Origin of the sequence: Synechococcus sp. CCAP 1479/9, from assembly GCF_019038535.1 — a bacterium.
GTDB lineage: Bacteria > Cyanobacteriota > Cyanobacteriia > PCC-6307 > Cyanobiaceae > Cyanobium.
Genome location: NZ_JAFKRK010000024.1, coordinates 267,832 through 294,636, shown reverse-complemented (window position 1 = coordinate 294,636; position 26,805 = coordinate 267,832). Strand labels below are relative to the sequence as shown.

Sequence of the window (26,805 nt, the reverse complement as noted above, 5' to 3'; positions counted from 1 at the left end):
AGCCCCGGGGCTCAGGCGATCAGCAGGGCTCCCAGGAGCAGCAGCAGGATGGCGGGGATGCTCTGCAGCTGCAGGGTGGAGACCGGCAGGGCCGAGCTGAGGGAGGGTCCCAGCCCACCGGCCAGCAGGCCGCCGAGGACAAGACCCACGCAGAGCAGGGCGAAGGACCAGCCCACCGCCGCCAGAAAGCGTCCGTTGCGCCGCTGCAGGTTGAGCAGGGTGACGCCCGTGGCCAGGGCCGTGAGCAGCTCGGGAGCGGCGCCGGGCATCAGCACCAGCAGCACCAGCAGCACGCCGTCGGCCGCCAGGGGAAGCCAGAGATCCCGGCCGCTGGCCAGCTGCAGGCGGGGCAGGGAGAAGCTCGGGCGCGGCAGTCGCGAGGGGGGAAGCTGGGGCAGGCTCGGCAGGGCCGATAGGGCGGGCCGGCTCGGGGGAGGTGAGGCCTGCTCCCTCTGGGAGGCGGAACGGGCGGCGCTGCTGACACGGCCCTGCTGACGCTCCTTGAGCCGATCCATCAGCACGGCGTCGTAGGCGGCCTCGATGCGGGAACGCACCATCGGATCATCGCCGGCCTCCTGGAGCCGAGCCAGCTTGGCCTCCTGGACCGTGTCGAAGGAGGCATCCGGGGCGACACCCAGCCGCTCGTACGGATCGGAGGCGTCAGGGGCCGGCTGGGGCAGGTCGGATCCTTGGTTCATACCAACGAGCGTATCGAGCCAAGGCTAAAAAAGCGGTTCACTGCGGTGATATCCGGCTTCCTGTTGCAGACGGCGACGGCAGGCCTCGGCCTCCTCGATGGCCAGCGACCGGCGCCGCTTGAGCAGGGGCATCTGGGGGGGCAGGTGGCTGCCTTCACGCATCTCCACGGCCCCCTGCGAGGGCTGGAAGCTGACGTAATCACTGCCCCCGTCGCTGCGGGGACGCACAAGCCAGAGCGGGAATGGCGTCACGGATCGAGGCATCGCAGTGACCGTCCGTTGCGGCGTGACGATTTGTTGCTTCATTCTGCCCCCTCCGCCGGGGTTGCGCGAGGGAGGGGTTTCCCCCGCACCGGCCCCAACGGCGCCGCGGGTTCAGAGGGCGATCGGCTCCACCCCGCTCACCACCGGCGCCACCCCGTGCAGCTCCAGCTCGGGATGGTCCTCCTGCAGCTGGTGCAGGTTCCAGTCGTTGCGGAACAGCAGCACCGGCCGGTCCCAGGCGTCGCGGACCGTCTTGCAGTTGAACAGGCGGCCGACCCGTTCCAGGGCCGGCCAGCCGCCGCTCACCCAGCGGGCGACGCTGAATTCCAGCGGTTCCAACCGGCTGGTGACGCCGTACTCGTTCTCCAGCCGGTACTGCACCACCTCCAGCTGGAGCTGGCCCACCGCCGCCAGGATCGGATCCCGCTTGCTGGGGTCAGTGTCATAGAGCACCTGGACGGCCCCCTCCTCCCGCAACTCGTTCACCCCCTTGCGGAAACTCTTGAAGGCCGAGGGGTTGGGGTTGCGCAGCCAGGCGAAGATCTCCGGGCTGAAGCAGGGAATCCCCTCGTACTCCACCCGCGAACCGGTGTAGAGGGTGTCGCCGATGGCGAACATGCCGGGGTTGTTGAGGCCGATCACATCGCCGGGGTAGGCGTCCTCCACCACCTCCCGGTCCTGGCCGAACAGCTTCTGCGGCCGGGACAGGCGGATGGTGCGTCCGCTGCGGGCATGGCGCACGCTCATGTCCTTCTCGAAGCGACCGCTGCACACCCGCACGAAGGCGACGCGATCGCGGTGGCGGGGATCCATGTTGGCCTGGAGCTTGAACACGAAGCCGCTGAACTCCGGTCGCAGCGGATCCACCGGTCCCTGGTCGCTCTCCCGGGCCACCGGCGGCTGGGCCAGCTCCAGGAAGGCATCGAGGAAGGGGCGCACTCCGAAATTGGTCATCGCCGAGCCGAAGAACACCGGGCTCAGCTCACCGGCGTGCACCCGCTCCAGATCCAGCGCCGCCCCGGCCCCCTCCACCAGCTCCAGTTCCTCCTGCGCCAGCTCCAGCAGCTCCGCCTCCACGAGCCCGGCCCGCTCGGTATCGCCAGGTGCCAGGCGCCGCTCCAGGCTCTGGCGGCCCCGCTCGGCCCGCTCGAACAGCAGCAGATCCTGGGAGCGCCGGTCGATGACGCCGCGGAAGCGGTCGCCGCTGCCGATCGGCCAGTTCACCGGCCAGCAGGCCAGCCCCAGCTCCTGCTCGATCTCGTCGATCAGCTCCAGGGGTTCGCGTCCCGGCCGATCCATCTTGTTGATGAAGGTGAAAATCGGGATCTGCCGCATCCGGCAGACCTCGAACAGCTTGCGGGTCTGGGGTTCCAGACCCTTGGCCGCATCCACCAGCATCACGGCGTTGTCGGCGGCGGCCAGGGTCCGGTAGGTGTCCTCCGAGAAGTCCTGGTGGCCGGGGGTGTCGAGCAGGTTGATCGTGCTGCCGGCGTAGTCGAACTGGAGCACGGTGGAGGTGATCGAGATGCCGCGCTGCTTCTCCAGCTCCATCCAGTCGGAGGTCACCTTGCGCTGCTCCCCCTTGGCCTTCACCGCCCCGGCCTGCTGAATGGCCCCGCCGTAGAGCAGCAGCTTCTCGGTGAGGGTCGTCTTGCCCGCATCGGGGTGGGAAATGATCGCGAAATTGCGGCGCCGGCTCACCGCCGCTGCCAGTGCCGCGGCGTCGGTGTCCGGAACGGGGACGGAGGGGGGTCGGCTGGTCATGGGGCCAGCCTGCCAGGCAGGCCGTGGCCCTGGATCTCCAGGTAGCGGTCGTCGACCTCCCGCACCTCAAGCCCCCCCAGCCCGGCGGCCTCCAGCTGCTCAATCACCTCGACGGGGGTGAAGGCCGCCCGCAGGGAATGGGCGTAGTCCCGCCGCAGCACCTCCGGGGCGGCGCCGGCGTGGCGGGCCACCAGGGCCTCCAGCTCCGCGGCGTTCGCCGGCCGGCGCAGATCCCTCATGTAGAGGCTGGTGTCCGGACCCGCGAGCTGCTTGACAGTCCGCCAGAACACGCCGGGATCATGGAGATGGTGCAGCAGGCTGTTGCTGACCACGGCGCTGCAGGGGCCCGCCAGCTGCGGGCTGGGCAGCACCAGCCGCTGGAAGCGCACCTGGCGGTGGGCGGTCGGCTCCGCCAGCCGCCGCCGCTCGGCGATGGAAAGCATCGCGGCCGATCCGTCGATGCCCAGCACCCGGGCCCCGGGCCAGCGCCGCGCCACCAGAAAGGTGATGTTCCCCGGTCCGCAGCCCAGATCCACCACGTTCAGCCCCGCCCCGTCGCCGCTCCCCCGCAGGGCGGGGAGGGCCGCGATCCTTTCCAGCACCGCAAGGTCACCGCTGGAGAAATCCGCCGCCGCGTAGGCCTCGGCCTGCAGCGGCGCGTCCATCAGCTCCGGTTCGCAGATCCGCTCCATCGCTCCAGCATCGCGTTCCAGCACCACAGGCACCGTGGCTGGTGGGTTCGGGGCGTTGCAGACCCTACAGGTGGCGTTATGGTGCGCAACACGATCCGGCCGTACCCCCCGTGACCATCTCCGCCGCCCGTCCAGCCACCCCCGACACGGCGGCGACCTCTGCCGGCAGCGACGCGATCCCAGCGCCGGCGGCGGATTTCCCGGTCACCGCTCCGGCGGCCTATCCGGTCTTCTATCGCACCTACAGCCGCAAGACCGCGAGCGGTGGTCGGGAGAGCTGGCACGAGGTGGCGGAGCGCAACCTGGAGGGCCTGCGGGTACTGGGCTCCCTCGACGCCTCCGAGGTGGAGCTGATCCGGCGCATGCAGCGCCACCAGATGGCCCTGCCCTCCGGCCGCTGGCTGTGGATCGGCGGCACCGAATGGATCGAGCAATCCGAGAATTTCTCCGGGGCCTACAACTGCACCTCCACCAACCTGGTGGACTGGGAAGCCTTCGCCCTGATGATGGATCTGGCGATGATGGGCTGCGGCACCGGCGCCATCATCGAGCCCCATCTGATCAGCCGGCTGCCGAAGATCCGCAACACCCTCGTCATCGATGGCGTCACCGACATCGGCCTGACGCCGATCGGCTCCCGCCAGCAGCAGACCAGCCACGTGATCGATGGCCATCACGTCAGCGTCCGCGTCGGCGACACCCGGGCCGGCTGGGTGGAGAGCTACCGGCTGCTGCTCAACCTCTGCAGCGACGAGCGCTTCGACGGTCCCGTCCACGTCTCGGTGGACCTGTCGGACGTGCGGCCGGTGGGGGAAACCCTCAAGGGCTTCGGCGGCATGGCCAATCCGGTCAAGTTGAAGGACCTCTACGGCCGCGTCGCCCAGATCCTCAACAAGGCCAGGGGGCGCCAGCTCACCTCGGTGGAGTGCTGCCTGCTGATTGATGAGGCGGCGGTCACGATCGTGGCCGGCAACATCCGCCGCAGTGCCGGCATGCGCCAGTTCTGCGCCGATGACGATTCCGCCCTCGGTGCCAAGGAGAACCTGTGGCAGCAGGACGACCAGGGCAACTGGCGCATCGACCCCGAAAGGGACGCCCTGCGCATGGCCAACCACACGCGCGTGTTTCACGTGCGTCCCAGCCGCGAGGTGGTGCTGGAAGCGGTCACCAAGCAGTTCCAGTCGGGCGAGGGGGCCATCCAGTTCGCCCCCGAGGCCATCGCCCGTTCCAACGCCGACCTGCTGACCACCCCGGAGCTGCGCACCGAGTTCATCGGCATCTACTGCGACCAGGGACGGGAGGAAGCCGGCCGCTGGCTGCAGCTGCATCACCCCGAGATCGGCGCCGACGAGCTCGAACACCGGCTCTGTCGTTACGGCCTCAACCCCTGCGGCGAGATTCTCGGAGCCGATTTCCACTGCAACCTGGCGGAAATCCATCTCAACCGGATCGACCCCTCCGACCACCAGGCCCAGGAGGATGCCTTCAAGGCCGGCGGTCTGGCGGTGGCCTGCCTGCTGAACCACCGCTTCGAGGTCGAGCGCTATCGCCGCAGCCGGGCCTGGGATCCGATCGTGGGGGTCAGCTTCACGGGCCTGTTCGACTTCTTCGTCCACGCCTTCGGCACCCCCTGGCTGCAGTGGTGGGAGGCGGGCCGTCCCGACAGCGAGGAAGGCCGGGCGTTCCGCCAGCAGGAGGGGGCCTACCTGTCCCGCTGGAAGGACTGGGTGCACGAGGCGGTGTGGGACTACTGCGACCGCCATGGCATGCGCCGTCCCAATCGCTGCACCACTGTCCAGCCGGCCGGCACCAAGAGCCTGCTCACCGGCGCCAGCCCCGGCTGGCATCCCCCCAAGGCCCAGCGCTTCATCCGCCGCATCACCTTCCGCAAGAACGATCCGGTGGCCCTGGCCTGCATGGAGTACGGCTACGCGATCGTTCCCTCCCAGTCCGACAAGGACGAGCAGGGGCGGCTCCTGAATGATCCCTTCGATCCGCGCTGCACCGAATGGCTGGTGGAGATCCCCACCGAGGTGAGCTGGGCCAACCTGCCCGGGGCCGACCGGGTGGAAATCAACAACTTCTCCGCCCTGGCCCAGTTCGATTTCTACATGCAGGTGCAGCGCTTCTACACCACCCACAACACCTCGGCGACGGTGGAATTCCGTGAGCATGAGATCGAGCCCCTGGCCGCCGCGATCCACCACGCCATCGAGAACGGGGAGGGCTACATCTCGGCCGCACTCCTGGCCCGCTTCGATGCCAACGCCACCTTCCCGCGCTTGCCTTTCGAGCCGATCGATCAGGCCACCTACACCCGGATGGTGGGCGAGGTCGAACAGCGGCGGGTGTGCGGCGATTTCTTCCTGGCCCTGCAGAAGTACGACGGCGGCGAGCTGATCGAAGCCGGCCCGGCCGGGTGCGATTCCGACAAGTGTCTGCTGCCGCTCGCCAAGCCTGAGGCCTGAGCTGCTGGTGGGATCTGTTCAGGGCGGCCGCTGGCTGCCCCTGATCGTGTTCAGTGATGCATCCCCGTGACGCATCACTGGACGCCTACCGGAGGGGGTCCTTCGTTTGTGGAGAGATGGTGCTCAGTTCTCCCCCTACTCGGCAGCGGTTGTCAGGGTGCTGATTTCCCGATGGCCGAGGGGGTCGCCGGGATCAATCACGACGAGGCGATCGCGCCCACTGTTCTTGGCCATCAGCAGGGCCTTGTCGGCGCGGCGGAAGGTGGCGTCGTAGTTCTCATCGGCCTTGTGCTCGGTCAGCCCCATGCTGGCGGTGAGCTTCAGCTCCATGTCGTCGATGGACACGCGCATGCTGCGGATGTTGGCCAGCATCCGCTTGGCCACCCCTTCGGCCGTGGCGAGATCGGCATCGATCAGCAGGGCCAGGAACTCCTCCCCACCCCAGCGGGCGATGATGTCGTAGTGGCGGAGGCTGCCGGAAAGCGCCTTGACGAAATCCACCAGCATCAGATCACCGGTGGCATGGCCATAGTCGTCGTTGATCAGTTTGAAGTGGTCAACATCCAGGATGATCATCGAATAGGTGGAACCATGCCTTGTGGCGCGCTGATCCTCCTCCAGGCAGCGCTCCGCCATGAAGCGACGGTTGGAGATCCCCGTCAGGGGGTCGTGGGTCGAAGCCTCGAACAGGGTGAGATTCACCTCCTTCAGAGAGGCCTGATAGAGGTCGGAAATACGCACCACCCGCTTGATCTGGCGCAGCTGCTTCTCATAGCGATTCGTGAGGCTGCGGTTGCTCTCCAGAACGTGGGATTGGTAGAGGTCGGAGATATCGGCAACCCGCTCCAGACGGTCCACCTGCTCTTCGATGCGATGCCATAATCTGGCCAGCAGGTTCCGGACCGGATCATTGTCGTAACGCTGATCTGCCAGGACGGCCATGACTTCCTGTTCCAGCTGATCGTCAGATTTGGGACCGGAAGTCTCGGGCATGTCAGGCGTTGATGGAAAGGATCAGAAAAGGAAAGGTGTAGTCTTCCTTGAATTCGGAGCCCAGCTCGGCGGACCGGGGATTTCTGTCATCGAACATCCATTGCACCAGCACTTCCTTGCCCTCATCAAACGCCGTCTGCAGCAGATCAAAGATATCGATCATGAAGCGAATGCTGCTGGTGTTCAGATAGTTGAGATGCAGCTCGAGGGTCAGTGAGTGGTTGGCGGTGGTGAGATAGGACTCAATCCACTGGATCAGCTGATCGTAGAGCTCAAAGGAATTCTCAGGATAGGACTCACCGCTCATCACCACGACACCGGCTTTCCAGTCGGCACGGATCGAAGGGCTGGACTGGGAGCCCGGTACGGACAGGTTCAGTTCTTCGCTGCTGGTCATGGGATCAGATGATGGCCCGAAGGCTGAAGAAGGCGCGACCGGGCTCAAGGGGGTCAAGGGAGGCCTCCATGGGTTGGCTGGAGCGCCTGGCAATCTCAATGAGACCCAGGCCGGCGCCTTGGCCCGGGGTCTGGGAGTGGGGCTGGCGCAACTGCTGTTTGTAGAGCGCCTTCAGCTGGGGCTTGTCACAGGCAGCGAGTTCGTGGATCCGCTTCAGCAGGGCCTTTCCATCCTCCATCTCAACGAGGTTACCTGCACAGACGGCGTAATGGCCAGCCTCGGCGGCCGCGATCACGACCGTGGCGGAGGACTCGGCATCGCTGAAGCCATGGCTGGTGGCGTAATTCCTGATATTCTGACTCATTTCGATATACACACTGAACACATCCATCACTTCCAGCTCAGGCGCGTGATTGGACTCAATGTGTTCCTTGAGTGCGGATCCAATCTCGCCGATCAGCGTGGTGGAGATGGGGCCATTGAAGCAGATCAGAATCCGATAGTCACTGAAGAACTCCCTCAGAGACATCAGACTGGTGGTGGTGATCGTCATCGCTTCAACTCCGAGATGCGCTCTTGCGCGGCGATGGCGAGCCAGGAGAAGGGTTCGCTGAGCATGGTCGCATAGGACATCAGTCGGTCCCCTAGGAGAAACGGAAGGAAAGGATCGTGATGTCATCCCGCTGGGGATGACTGCCGCGGAACTGTTCAAGGGCATCGGCCAGGGCCTGACGCTGCTGCTCCAGTGGCAGGCGGGCCAGCCCGATCAGCCATTCCTTGAATTGCTGGGTGCCGAGGGAAAAGCCGTTGTCACCGCCTGACTGGTCCAGCAGGCCGTCGGTGGTGAGGTAGTAGGTGCAGTCCGGCTGCAACGGAATGTCGTGGTCCGTGTAGGAGCCGACCCGTTGGTCGCAGATGGCCCGATGGTCTCCCCTGAGCATGTGCATGGTTTGCCCATCACTCCAATAGAGACTGATCTTTGCACCCGAGAATCTAAGTGTCCTGGCTTCGAAGTCAAGGCGAACCAGCCCGATGTCCATGCTGGTGGCGATCGACTTGCTCATCCTGGCGCCATGCAGCAGGGTGCGCATCGCGGTGTCGGTGCAGCTCAGGATGGCCGCCGGTGAGGTGATGCCCACCTCCATGATCGAACGATCGATCCCTGCCCTGGCCAGCATGGTCATCATCGCCCCGGAAACGCCGTGGCCGGCGCAGTCGGCCACCCCGGCCAGGCAGTGCCCGCCTTCCGAGTGGAAGATGTAGTAGTCGCCACCAACCGTGTCGCGCGGCAGCCAGAGGATGAAATAGTCGTTGCCGAAGGTTTCCTGCAGCTGGCGGTCCGGCAGGATCGAGCGCTGCAGCAGGCCCGCATAGTTGATGGAGGCTTCGATCTGGCGGTTCGCCTCCAGCAGTTGCTGGTTGCTGGCTTCACCGGCGATCAGGGCCTGCCGCATCTTGGTGAGCACCAGGTTGAAGGCCTGCGCCAGCCGGGAGATCTCGTCGTTGCTCCGGATCGTCAGCAGACTGCTCATGTCGTCGCTCTCGATCGCACTGGCTTCCCTGACCAGTCGGGCGATGGGCAGGATGATGCGTCTGGCGATGATCTGATATGAGATGACCGCCAGGATGACCAGCAGCAGGGTCAGAATCAGGGAGACGTAGATCTCTGCTGACCGGCTGCCAGGAACCTTCAGCACCTGGATGGCGGCGATCACCAGGTACAGGAGCACAAGTCCATTGACGATCGCGATCAGCGTGAAGACCTGCTGAATCGATGCCACCGGTTGTCGTGCCGGATGCTGTCCTCCTCGTGATTTCCGGGGCCCGAAGCGCAGCCCGAAGCGCTGCCCCGGCCGGCCGCCATCGGGCCGCTGAACAGGGACGGTCATGGGCTGAGGGTTCTTCGGACCCACGCTGGCCTGCAGGGTGTCGGGCAATCCGGAGCATGCTGCTGCGGCCATTCTGAGCCGAACATCCCTGGCGCGCCGTCTTCATCACGACCCCGCTGCGCGTGGACCCCGGCCCACCCCGATGCCATGGCGATTTCACCACGTCCGGCCATGGCCCCGGGGATCAACAGTCGGTCACAATGGGTCACCGTCTTTCCCCTTTCATGCCCCCTCGCCTGCGCATCGCCACCGGCCTGCTGGCGATGTTGCCGGTGGCTGCGGTGGCGGACCGGCTCCACTGGGGAGATGGGATCGTCTTCGTCACCTCGATCCTCTCGATCATTCCGCTGGCGATCCTGCTCAGCACCGCCACCGAGGAGCTCTCCCTCACCCTCGGGCCTTCGCTCGGGGCCCTGCTCAATGCCCTGTTCGGCAACGCCACCGAACTGATCATCGCCCTGGCGGCCCTGCGGGCGGGCCTGGTGGACATCGTCAAGGCGAGCATCACGGGCACGGTCATGGCCAATCTGCTGCTTGCCCTCGGCCTGTCGATGCTGGTCGGTGGGATCGGCCGCAGCGAACAGCGATTCCAGCCGGTGGTGGCCCGGGTGAACGGCTCGGCCATGACCCTGGCCGTTCTGGCGATCCTCATCCCCAGCCTGCGGGGCATGGTGGGCGACGGCGCCGGGGGCCTCGATGCGGGCGCCGCCGAATCCTTCTCCCTGTTCGTGGCCTGGGTGCTGCTGGCCGTCTACGCCCTCACCCTCCTGTTCTCCCTGAAAACCCACCGCACCCTCTACGCCGTGGCCGAGGCTGACCTGGGCGTGGAGGGAGAGGAGGCCCACGGCGAAGCCGGCGGCACCAAGCCGCCCCTGCTCCCCTGGGTCGCCGTGTTGCTGGCGGCGACCGTCGGCCTGGCCTACGCCTCCGAGCTGTTCGTCGGCGTGGTGGAGACCGTCACCGAATCCCTCGGCCTCTCGGCCCTGTTCACCGGCGTGGTGCTGCTTCCCCTGCTGGGGGGCGCGGCGGAATATCTCACCGCGGTGTCCATGGCCCGCAAGGACAAGATGGATCTGGCGGTGTCGGTGGCCCTGGGCTCCACCCTGCTGGTGGGGCTGCTGGTGGTGCCGGTGCTGCTGCTGGTCGCGCCCCTGCTCGGTCACCCCCTCGACCTCAGCTTCAACGTCTATGAAGTGGTGGCCGTGGCGACCGCGGTGCTGGTGAGCAACCTGGTCAGCCTCGACGGACGCTCGGACTGGCTGGAGGGGGTGCTGCTGCTGGCGGCCTACGCCATCCTGGCGGCCGGGTTCTTCTTCCAGGGCAGCCCCGTCCCATGAGCACGAAGCCGGACGACCGTCCGCTGTCCACCCCTGCCGCCTTCTCCGCCCCGCCCCCCGCCCTGCGCTCGGGTGGCGCCTGGACCCGGCTGCGCCATGGAGCCGGCCTGCAGCTGCTGCTCACGCTCCTGGTGCTCCAGGTGGCCCTCATCCTGGGTCTGGCCTGGCTGGCGCTGCCGGCGGCCCTGCTGGTCGTCGCCTTGGCCCTGCGGCAGTTGCTGCCGCCCCTCTGGCAGCTCCTGGCCCGCCAGCTGGAGGAACCCCCCACCGTTCGCCTGCTGGCGCTGCTGTCCCTGGTGCTCGCCCTGCTGTCGATCCCCCTGGCCCTGGGCTGGCTCGACCCGCTGCTGGCGATCTACCGCAACGGCGACTGGGAGGCGATCGGCGCCTTCGGGGAGGGGGTGATCGGGGCCATTGGCCAGATCCTCGTGGCCCTGGTGGCCCTGATGATCGCCTGGCGCCAGGTGATGGTGGATCAGCGGCTCACCACCCAGCAGAACCGCATCACCCAGGCCCAGACCATCGACAGCTTCATCCACGGCATCTCCGAGCTGATCAGCGACGAGGAGGGGCTGCTGGAGGACTGGCCCCTGGAGCGGATGCTGGCGGAGGGTCGCCTGGCCGCCGTGCTGAGCAGCATCGACGGCGACGGCAAGGCCCGCATCCTGCGGTTTCTCTCCCACGCCCGGCTGCTGACGCCCCTGCGCCGCGACCAGCGGCTGGGGCGCGCCATCCTTGACGGCGAGGGCAGCTACGAGGAGGACCGACCGCGGGGCGTCCCGGTGATCCGCCTGCAGAGCATGCTGCGGGGGGCCGACCTCGCCGGCACCGACCTGCGGGCCATCGATTTCAACGGGGCCGACCTCTCCGGCGCCGATCTCTCCGGCGCCGATCTGGCCGAGGCGAACCTCGCGGGCGTCAATCTGGCGGGCGCCAACCTGCAGGGGGCCTGCCTGCAGGGCACCCGCTTCTTCTACGGCGACCCCCTGGAGGCCACCCCGCCCCAGGCCCAGCAGCCCCCGGACCACGTCGGCGGTGCCGGCACCGGTGCCCTGGTGGAGAACGTCAATCTCTCGGGGGTGCGCCAGCTGGATCCGTCCACCCGGACCTACCTGGCGGCCTGGAGCGGTGTCCGCTCCAGGCAGACCATCCCCGGTGGCTGCAAGGGGCTGCCCAGTCGGCTGTAGGCGCCGCCCCTTCATGGGAGCATGGCGGGGCTTCCGACCTGGTCGGCAGGCCGTCCAGCCTGGAGGGGTGGTCGAGTGGTTGATGGCTCCGGTCTTGAAAACCGGCGAATCGCAAGATTCCGTGGGTTCGAATCCCACCCCCTCCGTCTTTCCCTCCCCGCCCTGGCCCGCATCCGGCTGCTCAGAGCCCCTCGGCCCGACAGGCCTGCTGGCGCAGCCTCCCCAGGCGCTCCAGCAGCGATTCGTTGCTCATCCGGTTGTTGAGCCGCTCCGCCAGCAGCGGGAAGGCCATGGGACCGGGGCGGGGCGGGTGCCGCTCCAGCCACTCGCTCCCCCGCAGCCGCTCCAGGGTGCCGATCAACCGACCGAGATCAAGCTGTTCCTCCAGCACTTCGCCCCGGGCCTGGGCAAGCAGCAGATTGCCGGGCTCATGGCGCTGGAAGACATCGAAGAGCAGGGCGGCGCTGATCTGCAGCTGGCCGCCGGAGCGGGCCTGGCCGGGGTAGCCGTTGAGCACCAGGCCGCTCACCTGGGCGATGGAGCGGAAGCGGCGGCGGCACAGCTCCGAGAGGTTCACGGCCCGCTCCAGGTCCTCCAGCAGATCGGCGGGATCCAGGAGGCTGCCGGCGTGCTCCCCAAGCAGCTCCTCGAAGGGGTAGCCGCGGGGGGCGAGCAGCTCGAAGCCGTAGTCGTTCACCGACACCGTGAAGGTGCCGCTCTGGTGCCGGGCCAGCCGCCACGACCACAGGAAACCGAGGCCCTCGTGTACGAAGCGGCCCTCGAAGGGATAGGCGTAGAGATGGCTGCCCTCCCGGGTGTGGCACAGCTCCACCAGGAACTGGTGCGTCCGGGGCAGGGCGGAGAGCTGCACCTGGCGCTCCAAAAGCGGTTCCAGGGCCCGCAGCTCCGCGGTGTCGAGGCTGAAACCAGCCTCGCCGTCGAGGGCGCGGGCGCAGCGGTCGACCTCCCGGCGCAGATGGGCGCTGAGCAGGTCGGAGAGGGCCATCTGGCCGCCGCCCCAGGCGGGCACCGTGGCGCTGCGTCGCGTCGTGGCCTTCACCATCGCCGTCATCTCCCGCAGCCGCACGAACTCCAGCTGGCGGCCGGCGAAGAAGAAGACGTCCCCCGGCTTGAGCCGGCCGATGAAAGCTTCCTCCACATGGCCCAGCACGGCGCCGCGGACGAAGCGCACGGTCACGGCGCGGTCGGCGCTGATGGTGCCGATGTTGAGGCGGTGCAGGCGGGCGACGGCCGCTTCCCGCACCACGTAGCGCCAGGTGCCGTCCGCGTCCGCCCCGGCCGGCTCCCGCTCCAGCTTGCGGTAGCGCGGGTAGGCCCCCAGGCAGTCGCCCCCCTCCTCCAGGAAGCGCAGACACCAGTCCCAGCGGCTGCGCTCCAGCTGGCGGTAGCTCCAGGTGCGGCGCACCGCCGCGAGGGTGGCCTCGGGCTCGAAGCCCGGTCCGCAGGCCAGGCTCACCAGGTGCTGGAGCAGCACATCAAGCGGCTCCTGCGGCGGGCGTCGGTGCTCCACCAGCCCCTCCCCCAGCCCCCGGCGCATCGCCGACACCTCCAGCAGCTCCAGGGCGTTGGTGGGCATGAACAGCACCTGGGCCGTGCCGCCGGGCTGGTGGGCCGAGCGGCCTGCCCGCTGCAGCAGCCGGGCCAGGTTCTTGGCGCTGCCGATCTGCACCACCCGTTCCACCGGCTGGAAGTCGACCCCCAGATCCAGGGAGCTGGTGCACACCACCCAGCGGATCGCCGCGGCCTTCACCCCCGCCTCGATGGCCTCACGCTCGGCCCGGTCGATGGCGCTGTGGTGCAGGGCCAAAGCCCCGTCCATCTCCGGGCAGGCGAAGCGCAGGCACTGGTGCCAGCGTTCGGCCTGGTTGCGGGTGTTGGTGAACAGCAGGGTGGAGACGGCCGGCTCCAGGGCGGCCACCAGCTCCTCGTACATGCGCAGCCCCAGGTGGCCGGCCCAGGGGAAGCCGTCGATCGTGTCGGGCAGCAGGCTGCGGATCTGGGTGTCCCGCCGGATCCGGGCGGTGATGATCCGCGGCTCGCCGTCCACCCCCACCGCGGCCCGGGCCGCCTCCGCCAGATTGCCGATGGTGGCGCTGATCGCCCAGGTGCGCAGGGAGGGTCGCCGGCCCCGCAGCCAGCTGAGGCAGAGCTCGGTCTGGGAGCCGCGCTTGCTGCCCATCAGCTCGTGCCACTCGTCGATCACCACCGCCTCCAGATCGGCGAACACGGCTTCGGCCCGGGGCCCGGCCAGCAGCAGGGAGAGGGATTCCGGGGTGGTGATCAGGATCTGGGGCGGCGCCTTGAGCTGCTTGCCCCGTTCATGGCTGCTGGTGTCGCCGTTGCGCAGCCCCACCCGCAGCGGCCAGCCCATGGCCTCGATGGGCTCCCGGATCGCCAGCAGCAGATCCCGGCTCAGGGCCCGCAAGGGCGTCAGCACCAGCAGCCGCAGACCGCCCTCCGGTCCGGTGCCCCCGTTCTCCGCGAGCATGGCGGCGATCGGCCCCATCACGGCGGCGTAGGTCTTGCCGGAGCCGGTGGGCACCTGGATCAGGCCGCTGGCCCCCTCCAGGTAGGCCCGCCAGCACTGGCGCTGGAAGGGCATCGGCCGCCAGCCGCGGCTGGTGAACCAGGCCTCGATCGGCCGCAGCGCCGCCGCGGGGGAAGGGGTCAAGGGTTGGCGGGGCGGGGACGGATCAGGTGGAGAGCACCGCCACCACAACGGCGGCGATGGCCAGGATCACGGCCCCCAGCACCACCCCGGCGGCGATGTTGCCCCGGCGGATCTCGGCCCGGTAATCAATCGGAGAGAGCCGATCGAAGAGCAGGAGCCCGACATAGATGAGGATGATGCCCAGAAAGGTCCAGCCGACCATCAGCAGCATCTGGAGCAGTGGTTTGACCATCCCCGCGTCGCGAAGCCGGCCCCACCGTAGGGACAGCCCGGAGGCCGCCCGCTGATGGGGCTGTCTTCCCCGGGCGGACGGCGGGATCCGGCGCTGCTGCTCTGGCCGCTGGCCAGCCTGCTGCTGCCGCTGTTGCCTTTGCTGGTGCTGGCGCTCTCGGCGCTGGAGTGGCCCCGGCGGCTGGTGATGGTGGTGCCTGAAGGCCAACGGGTGCTCAGTGCCCCCTTCGAGCTGCGGGACGGCTGGCTGGGCAGCCCGCGGCTGTCGTTGATGGCCGAGATCCCCCCCAACAGCAGCGTCGAGCTGGATGTGGCCCTCCTCGATGCCCGTGGCCGCACCGTGCTCAGCCTCACCAAGGACGGCTGGCGGGCCAGGGGCACCTGGGCGGAGGAGGGGGAGAGCGGCACCTGGGAGGAGGGCGACGCAGGCCTGGCTCTGGCGATGCGCCCGGGCCAGACCGGACGCTTCCAGCTGGCGCTGCAGCTTCAGGATCTGCTCGATGAAGCGGGCCGCCCCCTGCCGAATCCGGTCGTGGTGCGCGGCAGCGTCCGCAACCACAGCGTCGACGGCCCCCTGCTCCTGTTCACCACCCTGGTGACGCTGGCGACGGCGCTGGTGCTGCTGAAGGCCTGCTACGGCATCGCCCGGGGCCGGTGGGTCCGGCGCAGCGATGAGGGCGTCGCCGCGATCCGCTGTGATGCCGGTGGCCCGGGCCTGGTGCGGGTGGGGGTGGTGGCCCGCTGGGAGCTGCCCCATGACGATCCCCCCCTGGGCCAGCCCCCGCCGACCGCCGCCCTGGAGCTGCGGGTGTGCGATGCCCTGGGGCGCCCCTGCCTTCGGCACCGGCAGACGGTGACCGTGGCCCACCGCTCCAGCGATGGGGACCACTGGCTCTCGGCCCGCCAGGTGATCCATCTGCGGCTGCCGGAGCCGGGCAGCCATCGCTTCAGCGTGCAGCTGCCCGCGACCTTCCGCGCCGACGGCGACCTCTGGGAGATCGAATGGCTGCGGCTCACTGTGGAGGACGGCCTCATGACGCCGCGCCCGGTGCCGGTGGTGTGCCTGGACGGGGCGACGGAGGGCCGCTGAGATGGTCGACGAGCGCGCGGTGGTGATGGTGCTGGCCGTGACGGTGGTCACCGCCGGCACCCTGGCGGCCATCACCCGCCCCGGCCTCTGGCGCCTCGGCCAGGAGGGCACCCCCGCCGCCTCCAGCGGCGTCCGCTACGGCGGCAGCTACCGCTCCGGCCGCTGGGTGACGGCGACCCCCCGCCGGCAGGACTGGTCGGGCTTCCAGGGGCGCGGACCCGGCGCGGCCAAGTGACAGCCCGTAGCCTGCCGGCCCTCAGCCCCGTGCAGGTGCGGGTGCTGCTGGCGGCGGCGGCTCTCTCCTCCAGCGTCAGCCTGGTGCTGGAGCTGATGCTGATCACCCAGGCCAGCTATCTGCTGGGCGATCACGCCCTGGCCACCGGCGTCGTGGTGGGCACCTTCCTGGCCGCCATGGGTCTGGGTGCCTGGGTGAGCCAGTTCCTGGCCACCGGCCCCGACCCCGGTATGCCCCTGCTGCAGTGGTTCCTGGCGGTCGAGCTGGCCCTGGCGCCCCTGTGCCTGCTGGCGCCCCTGGGCCTGTTTGCCCTGTTCCGGCTGGGGGGGCCGGTGTGGCTGGGCCTGGTGGTGTTCACCGTGCTGGTGGGGGCGCTCGGTGGCATGGAGGTGCCGCTGCTGACCCGGCTGCTGGAGTGCGGCCAGCAGCTGCGCGTCGCCCTGGCCCGGGTGCTGGCCCTCGATTACCTGGGCGCCCTGGTGGGGGCCCTGCTGTTCCCCCTGGTGCTGCTCCCCTGGCTGGGGCTGCTGCCCACCGCCGGCCTGCTGGCCCTGATGCCCCTGGTCAGTTGCGTGGTGATCGCCGCCGTGTTCCCGGTGGGGCGGCTCTGGCGCCGCTCGATCGCCGTCGCTGTTCCCGTGGTCGCCCTGGCCGGCCTGGGGCTGGTTCCCCTCGGAGACCGGATCGAGGACGGGCTTTACGAGGATCCGGTGGTGAGCCGCATCCAGAGCCGGCACCAGCGCATCGTTCTCACCCGCCGCCGGGACGACCTGCGCCTGTTCCTTGACGGCCAGCTGCAGTTCTCCAGCCTCGACGAGTACCGCTACCACGAGGCCCTGGTGCATCCGGCGATGGCCTGGCACGGCCGGCCGGTCCGGGTGCTGCTGCTGGGGGCGGGCGATGGCCTGGCCCTGCGGGAGGTGCTGCGCTGGCCCGCGGTGCGGCAGGTGGATGTGCTGGAGCTCGACCCGGCCATGGTGCGCCTGGCCCGGGAGCAGCCGTTCCTGCGGCGCCTCAACGGCGCCAGCCTGGAGGACGCTCGGGTGCGGCTGGTGATCGGCGACGCCTTCGAGCGGGTGCGCCAGCTGCGGGGCCGCTACGACGTGATCATTGCCGATTTCCCCGACCCGGCCACGCCGGCCCTGGCGCGTCTCTACAGCGTCACCTTCTACGGCCGCCTGCTGCGGCGGCTCGCCCCCGACGGCCTGCTGGTCACCCAGGCCTCGACGCCGTTCTTCAGCCCCAGGGTGCTGGCCTCGATCCAGGCCACCCTGGCTGAGCTGCGGCTGACCACCCGCCCCTACGGTGTGGATGTGCCCAGCTTCGGGCCCTGGGGTTTCGTCATGGCCCACCGCGGCCCGCCGCGGCCGGCGCCGGCCGTCCTCCCCTTCCAGGGCCGCTGGATCGACCAGGGCCAGCTGCAGCGCCTCTTTCCCCTCAGCCGCGACCTGGCCCTGCCGCCGGGGGAGCGGGTGCTGCCGAACCGGCTGCACCGGCCGGTGCTGGCCGACTACCAGCGCCAGGGCCGCTGGCGGGAGAACTGATCGTCACCGCCACCGGCACCGGGCGACGGCATCCATAAGCTGGGCCCGCCGGCCTGGATGGTCCGGCCCCCGAGCGCTCCGATGGCCGTCTGGCTTCTTCTGCTGCTGCTGCTGCTCGCCGCCGTCGCCCTGGTGCTGGCGCGGAGGGCCCGCCTGCGGCGCCGCGCCCCGAAGCTGCAGGCCCGCACCCTGTTCAACCTCACCACCGGCGACATCGTCCAGCACGACGGCCGCGACTGGGTGGTGGAAGACCGGCTGCTCTACGACGACGACGGCTTCCAGTGGCTGGAGTACCTGCTCCGGGACGGGACCGAAGGCCGCTGGCTCAGCGTCTGTGAGGACGACTGGCTGGAGGTGAGCTGGCTGGAGGACGTTCCGGCCGCCGAGCTGGAGGGTCTGACGGCCGACTTCCCCGAGCACGTGCGCTGCCGCGGCCAGCTCTATCACCTCAAGGAGACGGGCCGGGCCTCGGTGACCGCCGCCGCCCGGGTGATGAACCGGCGCCTGACGGGCTGCCGTTACGGCGATTACGAGGGGGCCGAGGGCCGGCTGCTCTCCCTGGAGCGCTGGGAGGAAGGCGGTGATCCCGGGCCGCCGGAGCTCAGCCTGGGCCTGCGCATTGACCCGGCCGCGCCGCTGCTGCTGCCAGGGGATGGCCGCTCGGTCTATCGCTGAACGGCTGATGGTGTAGCCGGGTTCTCCAGCAAGGCCAGGGCGCTGGTGAGGGTATCGGCAGATTCGGGGGTGCGGTCGCGGCGCCAGCGCAGGATGCGGGGAAAGCGCACGGCCAGGCCGCTGCGGTGGCGGGAGGAGCGCTGCAGGCCCTCGAAGCCCAGGGTGAAGACCTGCAGCGGTTCGACGGCCCGCACCGGACCGAAGCGCTCGGTGGTGTGGCGGCGGATCCAGCGGTCCAGCTCGGTGATCTCGCCGTCGTCGAGTCCCGAATAGGCCTTGGCGAAGGTCACCAGGCGGCCTTCGCCGTCCCAGAGGCCGAAGGTGTAGTCGGTGTAGAGGTTGGCGCGGCGGCCGCTGCCGGCCTGGGCATAGAGCAGCACCGCATCGAGCTCCATCGGCTCCAGCTTGTGCTTCCACCACAGCCCGCGGCGCCGGCCGACGCCGTAGGCCGAATCGAGGGCCTTCAGCATCAGCCCCTCGGCGCCCACCGAGCGGGCCTGCTGCCGCAGGATGTCCAGCTCCTCCCAGCTCCCCAGCGGCAGCACCGGGGAGAGGCGCAGGAGCCCGGCGGCGGGGGTGGAGGCCGTCTCCGGCAGCCCGCGCACCAGGGCCTCCAGGGCGGCGCGGCGCCGGCCCAGGGGCTCGGGGCGCAGGTCCCGGCCCCCCTGCTCCAGCAGGTCGTAGGCCACGAAGGCCGCCGGATACTCCCGCAGCAGGGCTCCGCCGGGCTTCTGCCGCCCCAGCCGCCGCTGCAGGGGGCCGAAGCCGGCGGGCTGGCTCGCCCCGGCCGGCCAGACGGTCAGCTCCCCATCCAGCACCGTGCCCTGCCCCAGCAACGCGGCGACCCCCTCCAGTTCGGGGAAGCTGCCGTTGATCAGCTCCTCCCCCCGGCTCCAGAGAAAGGTCTGGCTGTCGCGGCGGATCAGCTGGGCCCGGATCCCGTCCCACTTCCACTCCACCTGCCAGCCGCCGGGGTCGGTGGCGGCGAGGCGCTCCGGCTCCAAAGGGGAAGCCAGGCAGAAGGGATAGGGCCGGCTGATCGGGGTGGCCGCGCCGGCCTCCAGGGGCGCCAGCAGGGCCTCCATCGCCTCTAGGGAGGGTTCGAAGCCGCCCATCAGCCGGTGGGCCACCTCCGCCTCCTCCAGCCCTGCCACCTCCGCCAGGGCCCGGGTGACCAGGCCGGCCGCCACCCCCACCCGGAAGCCGCCGGTGAGCAGCTTGTTGAACAGGAAGACCTCCCCCTCGGGCAGCGCCGCCCAGACCGCCAGCACCGCCTCGGCCTGCGCCTCGCCCTCCAGGGCGGCCAGCTCCGGCAGCCGCGTGCCCATCCACGCGGCCAGGGACAGCTCCAGGGGCGGGGCCGGCGGCAGGGCCAGTCGGGGGAGCAGCAGGGCGATGGTCTCGGCCGAATCCCCCACCTGGGCGTGGCAGGAATCGAACAACCACTCGGGCAGACCGGAGCCCTCCAGGCAGATCTGACGCAGCCGCCGGCCGGTGATCAGCCGCCGGCGCCGCTTGCCCAGCAGCAGGGCCAGGGCCCAGGCGCCATCGGCCGGATCGGCCACCCGGAAGAAGCCGGCCAGGGCAGCCACCCGGGCCCGGGTGCCGCTGCTGTGCTCCAGGGTCTCGATCAGCTCGGCGAACAGCTGCATGGCCTCAGCCCCAGGTTCAGAGGGCGACCACCCGGTGGCGGCCGGCGGCCTTGGCTGTGTACATGTTGCGGTCGGCCCGCCGGAGGAACAGATCCGCATCCTCTCCGGCCCCGTGCAGGGCGATGCCGATCGAGAACGAGGGCTCGAGGGTGGCGTCACTCCAGGTGATCGGCTCGCTGATGCTGGTCTGGAGGTCTTCGGCGAAGGCGATCGCATCCTCGAGATGATCGATCCCCTCCAGCAGCAGCAGAAACTCATCGCCGCCGATCCGGCCGGCATGGTCGCCACGGCGGGTCCGGGCCTGGATCCTGCGGGCCACGGTTCTCAGCACCGCATCACCGCAGGCGTGGCCATAGCGGTCGTTGATGCCCTTGAAGCCGTCGCAGTCGCAGAAGAGCAGGGCCAGGGGCTGGGCGCTGTGGGCCCGTTCATCCAGGAGCAGCCGCTCCAGCCGCTCCAGGATGGCGGCGCGGCTGCAGAGGCCCGTGAGGGGATCGGTGTTGGCGCGCTGCAGCAGCAGGCGCTCCTCCAGGACCTGCTCATCCACCGGCTGGAGCGTGATCACATAGCCATGGTCCAGGCTCAGGGGGGGTCCGACCGGATCCACCTCGCCACTGGTGTCGAATCCCTGGGTGTCGAGGCTGCGGAGCTGGTCGCTGTCGAGCCTGCGGACGCTCAGCTGCACCCAGCTCCAGCCTCCGCCTGGATCGGCCAGCCGCAGACGGCCCTGGCGGATCGGGCCCGACTCCGCCAGCCACTGGTCGAGATCCACCGGCCCGGGCGGCTCCTCGGCGGAGGCGAACAGATCCCGGAACCTCCGCCCGTGCCACTGCTTCTGCTGCCAGCCCGTCATCGGCTGCAGCGACGGCGACACCCACACCACCTGCTGGTGGTGGTTGAGCAGCAGCATCACATCGACGATGTTGTCGGCGAGCAGCCGGTAGAGGGCCGCCACATCCGCCAGGCTGCGGGCGGCCTGGTCCTGCTCGGTCACATCCCGCCAGGTGACCGCGAGGATCCCGCGGTCCGGGGTGATCTCGATGTCGAACAGGCGACGACCCGTGGCCATGGGCCCATCGTTGGCGGCAAAGCCACTGACGGCGGTGGGGACGTTGCGCATGGCGGCATCGCCATACAGATCGATCAGGCCCTTCTGGCCCATCGACGGGCTGATCGCCAGCAGGGTCTGGCCCAGGATCGCCTCGCGGTCCTGCTGCAGGTAGGAGCAGACGGCTCTGTTGACATCCAGAACCCGGAAGTCTTCGATGCGGCCGTCATGGCGATGGACGGACTGCAGCAGCAGAAAGAAATCGCGGCTGGCGTCCACGGCCGTTCGCAGCAGCGTCAGCTGCTCGAACGTGCCGGGCAGATGGGCCCCATCCGCCGGCTGGGTGGACGGGGCTTCGCTGCCCTGCGGCCCCCGCGACCAGCGCTCCGGGGGAGGCATCGCAGCGGCGTCCGGATTCAGAAGCAGGGCCTCGAAGGCCTCCGCTTCCAGTGGAGGGCCGCACAGGAAGCCCTGGAAGCAGTCGCAGCCAAGATCCTGCAGCATCCGGCGCTGCTCCTCGGACTCCACCCCCTCGGCGGTGCATTCCATCCCCAGGCCATGGGCCAGGGCGATGGTGGTGGCCACGATGGTCTGATCGACGGGGGAGGTCGTCAGCGACTGCACGAAGGTGCGATCGATCTTGAGGCGATGGACCGGCAGGGTCCGCAGCAGTTCCAGGGAGGAATAGCCGGTTCCAAAGTTGTCGATCGCGATCCGGAACCCCTGATCGGCCAGCACCCGCAGCTGTTCACGGGCCAGCAGGGGATTGCGGATCAACGCCGTTTCCGTGATCTCGAGTTCCAGCTGTTCGGGCCGCAGCTGGAACTCCGCCAGGGTCTCCAGCATGGCGCCGATGAAGCGCCCGTCCGGCAGCTCCAGCTCCCGCGGGGAGACGTTCAGGGCCAGCCGCGGGGGGCGGAGGCCCGCCGCCTGCCAGTCGCTGATCCGCTGGGCGGTCTGACGCAGGACCCAGGGGGAGAGCTGCAGGATCAGACCACTCTCCTCGGCCAGCGGCAGGAAATGGCTGGGCGGTACCGAAAGGCTCAGATGGTTGGTCCAGCGCAGCAGGATCTCTCCGCCGGCGAGCGCGTTGGATGGGGTTCGCTGCGGTTGAATCAGCAGTTGGAACTGTTCGCGATCCAGCGCCTGGGACAGCTGAATGCTCAGCTCCATGCGCTCCTGAATCTGGCGGCTGATCGTGCTGGAGTACGCACACACCTGAAGGCTTCCCTGGGCCTTCGCCTTCATCAGTGCCGTGTTGGCGCACTGGATCAGCGTCCGGCTCTCCTGGGCGTGCTCGGGATAGGTGGCGATGCCCACGGAAAAGGTCGGGTCGAGGGGCAGGTCCTTCAGCAAGGGCTGCTGCTGGCCCCACGCCTGCTGCAGACGACGGGCGGCGCCCATCGCATCACCGATGGAGCGGACTCCCTCCTCCATGAGGATCAGAAACTGGTCGCTGCCCAGCCGCGCCAGCCAGTCGCCCGGGCCGAGCAGATCGCGCAGCCGGCCGGCCATGGCGCGAAGCACCCGATCGCCGACATCGGATCCGAAGTGGTCGTTGATGTCCCCGAAACCATCCACATCCAGGCTCAGGACAGCCATCGAAGCGTTGTAGCGGCGACCGCTCAGGCGCCGGTTCAGCTCCTCCAGGGTGGCGAGCTTGTTGGGAAGTCCGGTGAGGGGGTCGCAGGAGCGCTCGCCCGCCACAACCTGCATCAGGGCCTGCTCGCCGGTGACATCCCTGAGGGTCCCCACCATGCGCGCCGGCGCACCGCTGTGGTCGTAGCTGAGGTGACCCACGGCCTCCACCATCACCTCCGTGCCGTCGTCGAAGCAGAGCCGATGGCAGCTGCGGAACACGTCGCCCCGGGTCACGGCCCGCCGCACATCCATGTGCCAGCGGAGCCGGTCGTCGGGATGCACCAGGGCGCCGTAGTCCCGGAGTGATGTGTGCTCACCGCCGTGCTGGTTTCTGCAGAGGCGCCGGGTCTGCTCCGACCAGCGCATGCGGCCATCACTGAAGCGCAGATCCCAGACACCGATGCCGCTGATCGAGGATCCCTCCTCCAGCAGGGAGAGGGTGTCGGCGAGCTGGAGTTCCCGATGGCGCTGCTGGGTTTCGTCGCTGACGCAGCTCACGATCAGTTGCCGCCCGTCGATCTCCAGGACACGACTGCGGACGATGACGTCGCGGATGGAGTCATCGCTGCAGCGATGACGGGTGTGCATGGTCCCGCCGCTGGCGGCGATCAACTCGCGGCGACGCTCGGCCACCCAGGCAGCGTCGTGATCGGGATCGGCCTGAATCGCTTCCGGGGACAGGGCCAGCAGTTCCGGGATGCTGTACCCCAGATGGGTGTGGGCTGAATGATTGCAGGCGAGAAAATGGCCGCTCAGCGCATCGGAGGCGAGCAGGTCGGTGTCGGTGAGGTCGGCGATCAGGCAGAAATCGGCCAGGCGATCGTGGAGGGTCGCAACGTGGTCTGCCGATCCCCCACGTTCAACCATGACGCCACCTTCCCTTCCTGAAGAACGCTAGAGGCGAGCTGCCCCGTCACCCCGGACCTTCAACAGTTATTGATTCCCTCGCCGCCCATACTGCGCTTTCATCGCGAACATTCAGCGGGCCTTTATCTCTGGATGGCTTCGGGCCGGCAACGCTTCAGCCTGGCAAGGCTGGGGCCACCTCCCCCTCCTCGTTGCGCTGCCCCTCGAAGGCCCGCCCCAGGGGCTCGGCCGCCAGTCCCAGCTCCTCGCGCAGGTAGCGGGCCAGTCCGTCGCTGTTGCCGTGGGTGACGTAGATCTGCCGGGCGCCGCAGTCGCGCACCGTGGCCAGCAGCCCGTCCCAGTCGGCGTGGTCGCTGAGGGCAAAGCCCCGCTCGAAGCCGCGCCGCCGCCGCGCCCCCCGCACCGCCATCCAGCCGCAGACGAAGGCGGTCTGGGGGGTCGTGAACCACCGCATCCAGGGCGAGCGGTGGGCCGAGGGTGGCGCCAGCACCAGGCGCCCCGCCAGTGAGGTGTGGCGGGGGAGTTCGCTCAGCGGTCGCGTCGGCGGCAGCACCACGCCCTGGCTCCGGTAGGGCTCCATCAGCGCCTGCACCGCCCCGTGCAGCAGCACCTCCTCCTGCACCCCCAGCGCCGCCAGCTCCGCCAGCAGTCGCTGGGCCTTGCCGAAGGCGTAGGCGAACAGCACAGAGGGGCGCTGGGGTGCCCCGCGCCACCAGGCCAGGATCTCGGCGGCCACCCGGTGGCCGGGCCGCCAGCGGTAGATCGGCAGACCGAAGGTGGCCTCGGTGATCAGCACGTCGGCACTCACCGGCTCGAAGGGGGCGCAGCTGGGGTCGGCATCACGCTTGTAGTCCCCGCTGACCAGCCAAGTCTCACCGCCGGCGGTGATCCGGATCTGGGCCGAGCCCAGCACATGGCCGGCCGGATGGAATGACACCAGGGCCTCGCCGATGCGGCACTCCTGGCCATAGGTCACCCCCGTCAGTTCGATGCTGGCCCCCAGCCGCTGGCGCAGCACGCCCTCACCCGGGGTCGCTGCCCAGTAGGCGGCGCTGCCGGGCCGGGCGTGGTCGGCGTGGCCATGGGTGATCAGGGCCCGGCTCACCGGACGCCAGGGGTCGATCCAGGCCGCCGCCGCCGGGCAGTAGAGGCCCTGGGGGGTGAGCTGGAGCAGGCCGTCGGGCGGCAGGGCCATGGCGCGCTGGTGCCGCTGCAGGGGAATGACCGCATCCTGGCCGCCCCGTTCCGTTGACGGTCGGCGAGCCCGCCACTAGCCATGGGGCAGCCATCGCCCCTGGCCCGATGTCACTCGACACCCATCGCGAGGAGCTGGAGGCCACCGCGGCCGCCCTGGCGCGGCTGGGCACCGGCCTGCTGGCGGCGGACGAATCCACCGGCACGATCGGCAAGCGTTTCGCGGCGATCGGGGTCGAGAACAGCGAGGAGAACCGCCGCGCCTACCGCACCCTGCTGGCCACCACCCCTGGACTCGGCGAGACGATCAGCGGCGTGATCCTCTACGAGGAAACCCTCTACCAGGAGGCGGCCCCGATCCCGGGCCGGCCGGCCGGATCGCTCGTCGATCTGTTCAAGGAGCAGGGGCTGGTGGTCGGGATCAAGCTGGATCTCGGCGTCGAGCCCCTGGCCGGCGGCCTGGCCGGCGAGACCTGGTGCACGGGCCTCCGCGGACTGCAGGAGCGGGCGGCCCGGGCCTACGCCCGCGGTGCCCGCTTCGCCAAATGGCGGGCCGTGCTGCGCATCAGCGCCGACGGCTGCCCCTCGGAGCTGTGCGTGCGCGAGAACGCCTGGGGGCTGGCTCGCTACGCCCGCACGGCCCAGGAGGAGGGCCTGGTGCCGATCGTGGAGCCGGAGATCCTGATGGACGGCGACCACGACATCCTCACCACCGCGGCGGTGCAGGAATGGGTGCTGCGCAGCGTCTACGAGGCCCTCGGCCGGAACGGCGTGTTCCTGGAGGGCACCTTGCTCAAACCCTCGATGACCCTGCCCGGCGCCGAAGGCTCCGACCGTCCCGGCGCTGCCCAGGTGGCGGCTTACACCGTGCGCACCCTGCGCCGCAGCGTGCCACCGGCCGTGCCGGCGATCCTGTTCCTCTCGGGGGGCCTGGGGGAGGAGGAGGCCAGTGTCCTGCTCTCGGCCATCCATGCCGCCGACCCGGAGGCCCCCTGGCACCTGGGGTTCTCCTACGGCCGGGCCCTGCAGCACTCGTGCCTCAGCCAATGGAAGGGGAGCGACACGGCGGCGGGCCAGGCGGCCCTGCTGGCCCGCGCCCGGGCCAACGGCGCCGCGGCCCGCGGCGCCTATGTGGCCGGCTCCGAACCCTCCGGCGATGCCGGCTCGCTGTTCGTGGCCAACTACAGCTACTGACCGGCTCCCGATCCCTGGTGTCCGGGCCGGCCCCTCAGGCGCTCATCGCCAGCATGCGTTCGATCGGCACCAGGGCCCGCTGGCGGATCTCCTCATCGAGCTCGATCGCCGGCCCCATGCTGTGCAGGCACTGCCACAGCTTCTCGAGGGTGTTCAGCCGCATGTAGGGGCAGGCATTGCAGCTGCAGCCATCGGCCCCTGGCACCTCATGGAAGGTCTTCTCCGGTGCCCGTCGCCGCATCTGATGGAGGATGCCCGGCTCGGTGAGCACGATGAAGGAGGGGGCCGGGCTGGTCTGGGTGCGCTGCAGCAGCTTGCTGGTGGAGCCGATGAAGTCGGCCAGATCGAGCAGGTGCTGCTGACACTCCGGATGGGCGATCACCTCGGCCTCGGGGTGTTCCTGGCGCAGGCGCAGCATGGCCTGCTCGCTGAAGGTCTCGTGGACGATGCAGCTGCCGGGCCAGAGGGTGAGCTCCCGGCCGCTCTGGCGGGCCACCCAGCGCCCCAGGTTCTGGTCGGGGGCGAACAGGATCGGGCGATCGGCCGGCAGCTGCTGCACCAGGTGGACCGCGTTGCTGCTGGTGCAGATCAGGTCGCTCTGGGCCTTCACAGCCGCGGAGCAGTTGATGTAGCTCACCACGAAGTGGTCCGGGTGGCGCTGGCGGAAGTCGGCGAAGGCGTCGGCGGGGCAGGCGTCGGCGAGGCTGCAGCCGGCTTCCAGGTCCGGCAGCAGCACCGTGCGGCCAGGATTGAGGATCTTGGCGGTCTCCGCCATGAAGTGGACGCCGCAGAAGACGATCACCTCGGCGTCGGTGCTGGCGGCGCGGCGGGAGAGCTCGAGGGAGTCACCGATGAAATCGGCGCAGTCCTGGATGGCGTCGTCCTGGTAGTAGTGGGCCAGGATGACGGCGTTGCGCTCGTTCTTGAGCGTTTCGATCGCGGCTGCCAGCTCAGCACGGGGCGGGCAGGCCTCAAGGCTGGGTTGGGGCGTGTGGGTCAGCGTCTGCGTGAAGACCAACCGTTGCCCCTTCTCATGCACGATGATCCCACTCT

The 26,805-nt window shown here is 69.5% G+C and carries 22 protein-coding genes and 1 tRNA gene; 9 read left to right on the top strand and 14 right to left on the bottom strand.

Features of this window, described 5'->3' with window-relative positions:
* Positions 1 to 11 precede the first annotated feature (11 nt).
* The 4 genes from KUG38_RS11050 to KUG38_RS11035 all read right to left on the bottom strand — a co-directional run bounded on the left by KUG38_RS11050 (position 12) and on the right by KUG38_RS11035 (position 3,451).
* Positions 12 to 698, bottom strand: coding sequence for a CPP1-like family protein (locus tag KUG38_RS11050; protein ID WP_216921389.1), 687 nt, complete (start codon positions 696 to 698; stop codon positions 12 to 14).
* A 24-nt stretch (positions 699 to 722) separates the two neighbouring features.
* On the bottom strand, positions 723 to 962 hold the full coding sequence (locus tag KUG38_RS11045) for a hypothetical protein (RefSeq protein WP_094584680.1): 240 nt from the start codon (positions 960 to 962) through the stop codon (positions 723 to 725).
* A 111-nt stretch (positions 963 to 1,073) separates the two neighbouring features.
* Positions 1,074 to 2,726, bottom strand: a complete 1,653-nt coding sequence (locus tag KUG38_RS11040; protein ID WP_216921387.1) for a peptide chain release factor 3 — start codon at positions 2,724 to 2,726, stop codon at positions 1,074 to 1,076.
* Positions 2,723 to 3,451 carry a class I SAM-dependent methyltransferase gene (locus KUG38_RS11035; RefSeq protein ID WP_353617786.1) on the bottom strand — a complete coding sequence of 243 codons (729 nt, stop codon included), beginning with the start codon at positions 3,449 to 3,451 and terminating at the stop codon, positions 2,723 to 2,725. Before KUG38_RS11035 ends, KUG38_RS11040 begins: the two co-directional genes overlap by 4 nt.
* Positions 3,452 to 3,528: 77 nt before the next feature.
* Between KUG38_RS11035 and nrdJ the strand changes: the two genes are divergently transcribed.
* Positions 3,529 to 5,886 carry a ribonucleoside-triphosphate reductase, adenosylcobalamin-dependent gene (gene nrdJ / locus KUG38_RS11030; RefSeq protein WP_216921384.1) on the top strand — a complete coding sequence of 786 codons (2,358 nt, stop codon included), beginning with the start codon at positions 3,529 to 3,531 and terminating at the stop codon, positions 5,884 to 5,886.
* A 135-nt stretch (positions 5,887 to 6,021) separates the two neighbouring features.
* Here nrdJ and siaD read toward each other — a convergent pair whose 3' ends face one another.
* The 4 genes from siaD to KUG38_RS11010 all read right to left on the bottom strand — a co-directional run bounded on the left by siaD (position 6,022) and on the right by KUG38_RS11010 (position 9,165).
* Complete coding sequence (gene siaD, locus KUG38_RS11025) at positions 6,022 to 6,879, bottom strand: biofilm regulation diguanylate cyclase SiaD (RefSeq protein ID WP_286195887.1); 858 nt, start codon at positions 6,877 to 6,879, stop codon at positions 6,022 to 6,024.
* A 1-nt stretch (position 6,880) separates the two neighbouring features.
* Positions 6,881 to 7,276, bottom strand: coding sequence for a biofilm regulation phosphoprotein SiaC (gene siaC / locus KUG38_RS11020; protein WP_198960068.1), 396 nt, complete (start codon positions 7,274 to 7,276; stop codon positions 6,881 to 6,883).
* A gap of 4 nt (positions 7,277 to 7,280) precedes the next feature.
* A complete protein-coding gene (gene siaB / locus KUG38_RS11015; RefSeq protein ID WP_094584675.1) occupies positions 7,281 to 7,829 on the bottom strand; it encodes a biofilm regulation protein kinase SiaB in 549 nt (182 codons plus the stop codon).
* A 91-nt stretch (positions 7,830 to 7,920) separates the two neighbouring features.
* Positions 7,921 to 9,165 carry a SpoIIE family protein phosphatase gene (locus KUG38_RS11010; RefSeq protein ID WP_286195886.1) on the bottom strand — a complete coding sequence of 415 codons (1,245 nt, stop codon included), beginning with the start codon at positions 9,163 to 9,165 and terminating at the stop codon, positions 7,921 to 7,923.
* 224 nt (positions 9,166 to 9,389) lie between these two features.
* On the opposite strand from KUG38_RS11010, the gene cax reads away from it, so the two are divergent.
* From cax to KUG38_RS10995, 3 genes are all read left to right on the top strand, one after another.
* Complete coding sequence (gene cax / locus KUG38_RS11005; protein WP_216921375.1) at positions 9,390 to 10,502, top strand: calcium/proton exchanger; 1,113 nt, start codon at positions 9,390 to 9,392, stop codon at positions 10,500 to 10,502.
* Positions 10,499 to 11,689 (top strand): pentapeptide repeat-containing protein, encoded by a 1,191-nt coding sequence (locus KUG38_RS11000; RefSeq protein ID WP_216921372.1) that lies wholly within the window; start codon positions 10,499 to 10,501, stop codon positions 11,687 to 11,689. The genes cax and KUG38_RS11000 overlap by 4 nt, the downstream gene beginning before the upstream one ends.
* 61 nt (positions 11,690 to 11,750) lie before the next feature.
* Positions 11,751 to 11,835: transfer RNA gene (locus KUG38_RS10995), tRNA-Ser, on the top strand.
* 35 nt (positions 11,836 to 11,870) lie between these two features.
* Here the strand turns inward: KUG38_RS10995 and KUG38_RS10990 are convergent.
* Positions 11,871 to 14,381, bottom strand: a complete 2,511-nt coding sequence (locus KUG38_RS10990; protein ID WP_216921370.1) for a ligase-associated DNA damage response DEXH box helicase — start codon at positions 14,379 to 14,381, stop codon at positions 11,871 to 11,873.
* 22 nt (positions 14,382 to 14,403) lie between these two features.
* The gene (locus KUG38_RS10985) at positions 14,404 to 14,613 is read right to left on the bottom strand and encodes a DUF350 domain-containing protein (protein WP_094584670.1); all 210 of its coding nucleotides are present in this window, start codon (positions 14,611 to 14,613) and stop codon (positions 14,404 to 14,406) included.
* A 54-nt stretch (positions 14,614 to 14,667) separates the two neighbouring features.
* Here KUG38_RS10985 and KUG38_RS10980 point away from each other — a divergent pair, with 54 nt between their 5' ends.
* The 4 genes from KUG38_RS10980 (at position 14,668) to KUG38_RS10965 (ending at position 18,156) form a co-directional block, all read left to right on the top strand.
* Positions 14,668 to 15,702, top strand: coding sequence for a hypothetical protein (locus KUG38_RS10980; protein WP_216921367.1), 1,035 nt, complete (start codon positions 14,668 to 14,670; stop codon positions 15,700 to 15,702).
* A gap of 1 nt (position 15,703) precedes the next feature.
* Positions 15,704 to 15,937, top strand: a complete 234-nt coding sequence (locus KUG38_RS10975; protein WP_094584667.1) for a hypothetical protein — start codon at positions 15,704 to 15,706, stop codon at positions 15,935 to 15,937.
* Positions 15,934 to 17,481, top strand: coding sequence for a polyamine aminopropyltransferase (locus KUG38_RS10970; RefSeq protein ID WP_216921364.1), 1,548 nt, complete (start codon positions 15,934 to 15,936; stop codon positions 17,479 to 17,481). The genes KUG38_RS10975 and KUG38_RS10970 overlap by 4 nt, the downstream gene beginning before the upstream one ends.
* A gap of 81 nt (positions 17,482 to 17,562) precedes the next feature.
* Positions 17,563 to 18,156, top strand: coding sequence for a DUF4178 domain-containing protein (locus KUG38_RS10965; RefSeq protein ID WP_216921361.1), 594 nt, complete (start codon positions 17,563 to 17,565; stop codon positions 18,154 to 18,156).
* On the opposite strand, the gene KUG38_RS10960 is transcribed toward KUG38_RS10965, so the two are convergent.
* The 3 genes from KUG38_RS10960 to KUG38_RS10950 form a co-directional block, all read right to left on the bottom strand.
* Positions 18,147 to 19,808 (bottom strand): ATP-dependent DNA ligase, encoded by a 1,662-nt coding sequence (locus KUG38_RS10960; protein WP_216921358.1) that lies wholly within the window; start codon positions 19,806 to 19,808, stop codon positions 18,147 to 18,149. The two genes, KUG38_RS10965 and KUG38_RS10960, sit on opposite strands and share 10 nt — an antisense overlap.
* Positions 19,809 to 19,824: 16 nt before the next feature.
* Complete coding sequence (locus KUG38_RS10955) at positions 19,825 to 23,364, bottom strand: bifunctional diguanylate cyclase/phosphodiesterase (RefSeq protein WP_216921355.1); 3,540 nt, start codon at positions 23,362 to 23,364, stop codon at positions 19,825 to 19,827.
* A 154-nt stretch (positions 23,365 to 23,518) separates the two neighbouring features.
* Positions 23,519 to 24,559: a ligase-associated DNA damage response exonuclease gene (locus KUG38_RS10950; protein WP_216921336.1), complete on the bottom strand. Its 1,041-nt coding sequence runs from the start codon at positions 24,557 to 24,559 to the stop codon at positions 23,519 to 23,521.
* Positions 24,560 to 24,666: 107 nt separating this feature from the next.
* On the opposite strand from KUG38_RS10950, the gene KUG38_RS10945 reads away from it, so the two are divergent.
* Positions 24,667 to 25,752 carry a class I fructose-bisphosphate aldolase gene (locus KUG38_RS10945; protein ID WP_216921332.1) on the top strand — a complete coding sequence of 362 codons (1,086 nt, stop codon included), beginning with the start codon at positions 24,667 to 24,669 and terminating at the stop codon, positions 25,750 to 25,752.
* Between the two features lie 34 nt (positions 25,753 to 25,786).
* Here KUG38_RS10945 and nadA read toward each other — a convergent pair whose 3' ends face one another.
* The gene (gene nadA, locus KUG38_RS10940; RefSeq protein WP_216921764.1) at positions 25,787 to 26,752 is read right to left on the bottom strand and encodes a quinolinate synthase NadA; all 966 of its coding nucleotides are present in this window, start codon (positions 26,750 to 26,752) and stop codon (positions 25,787 to 25,789) included.
* Positions 26,753 to 26,805 lie beyond the last annotated feature (53 nt).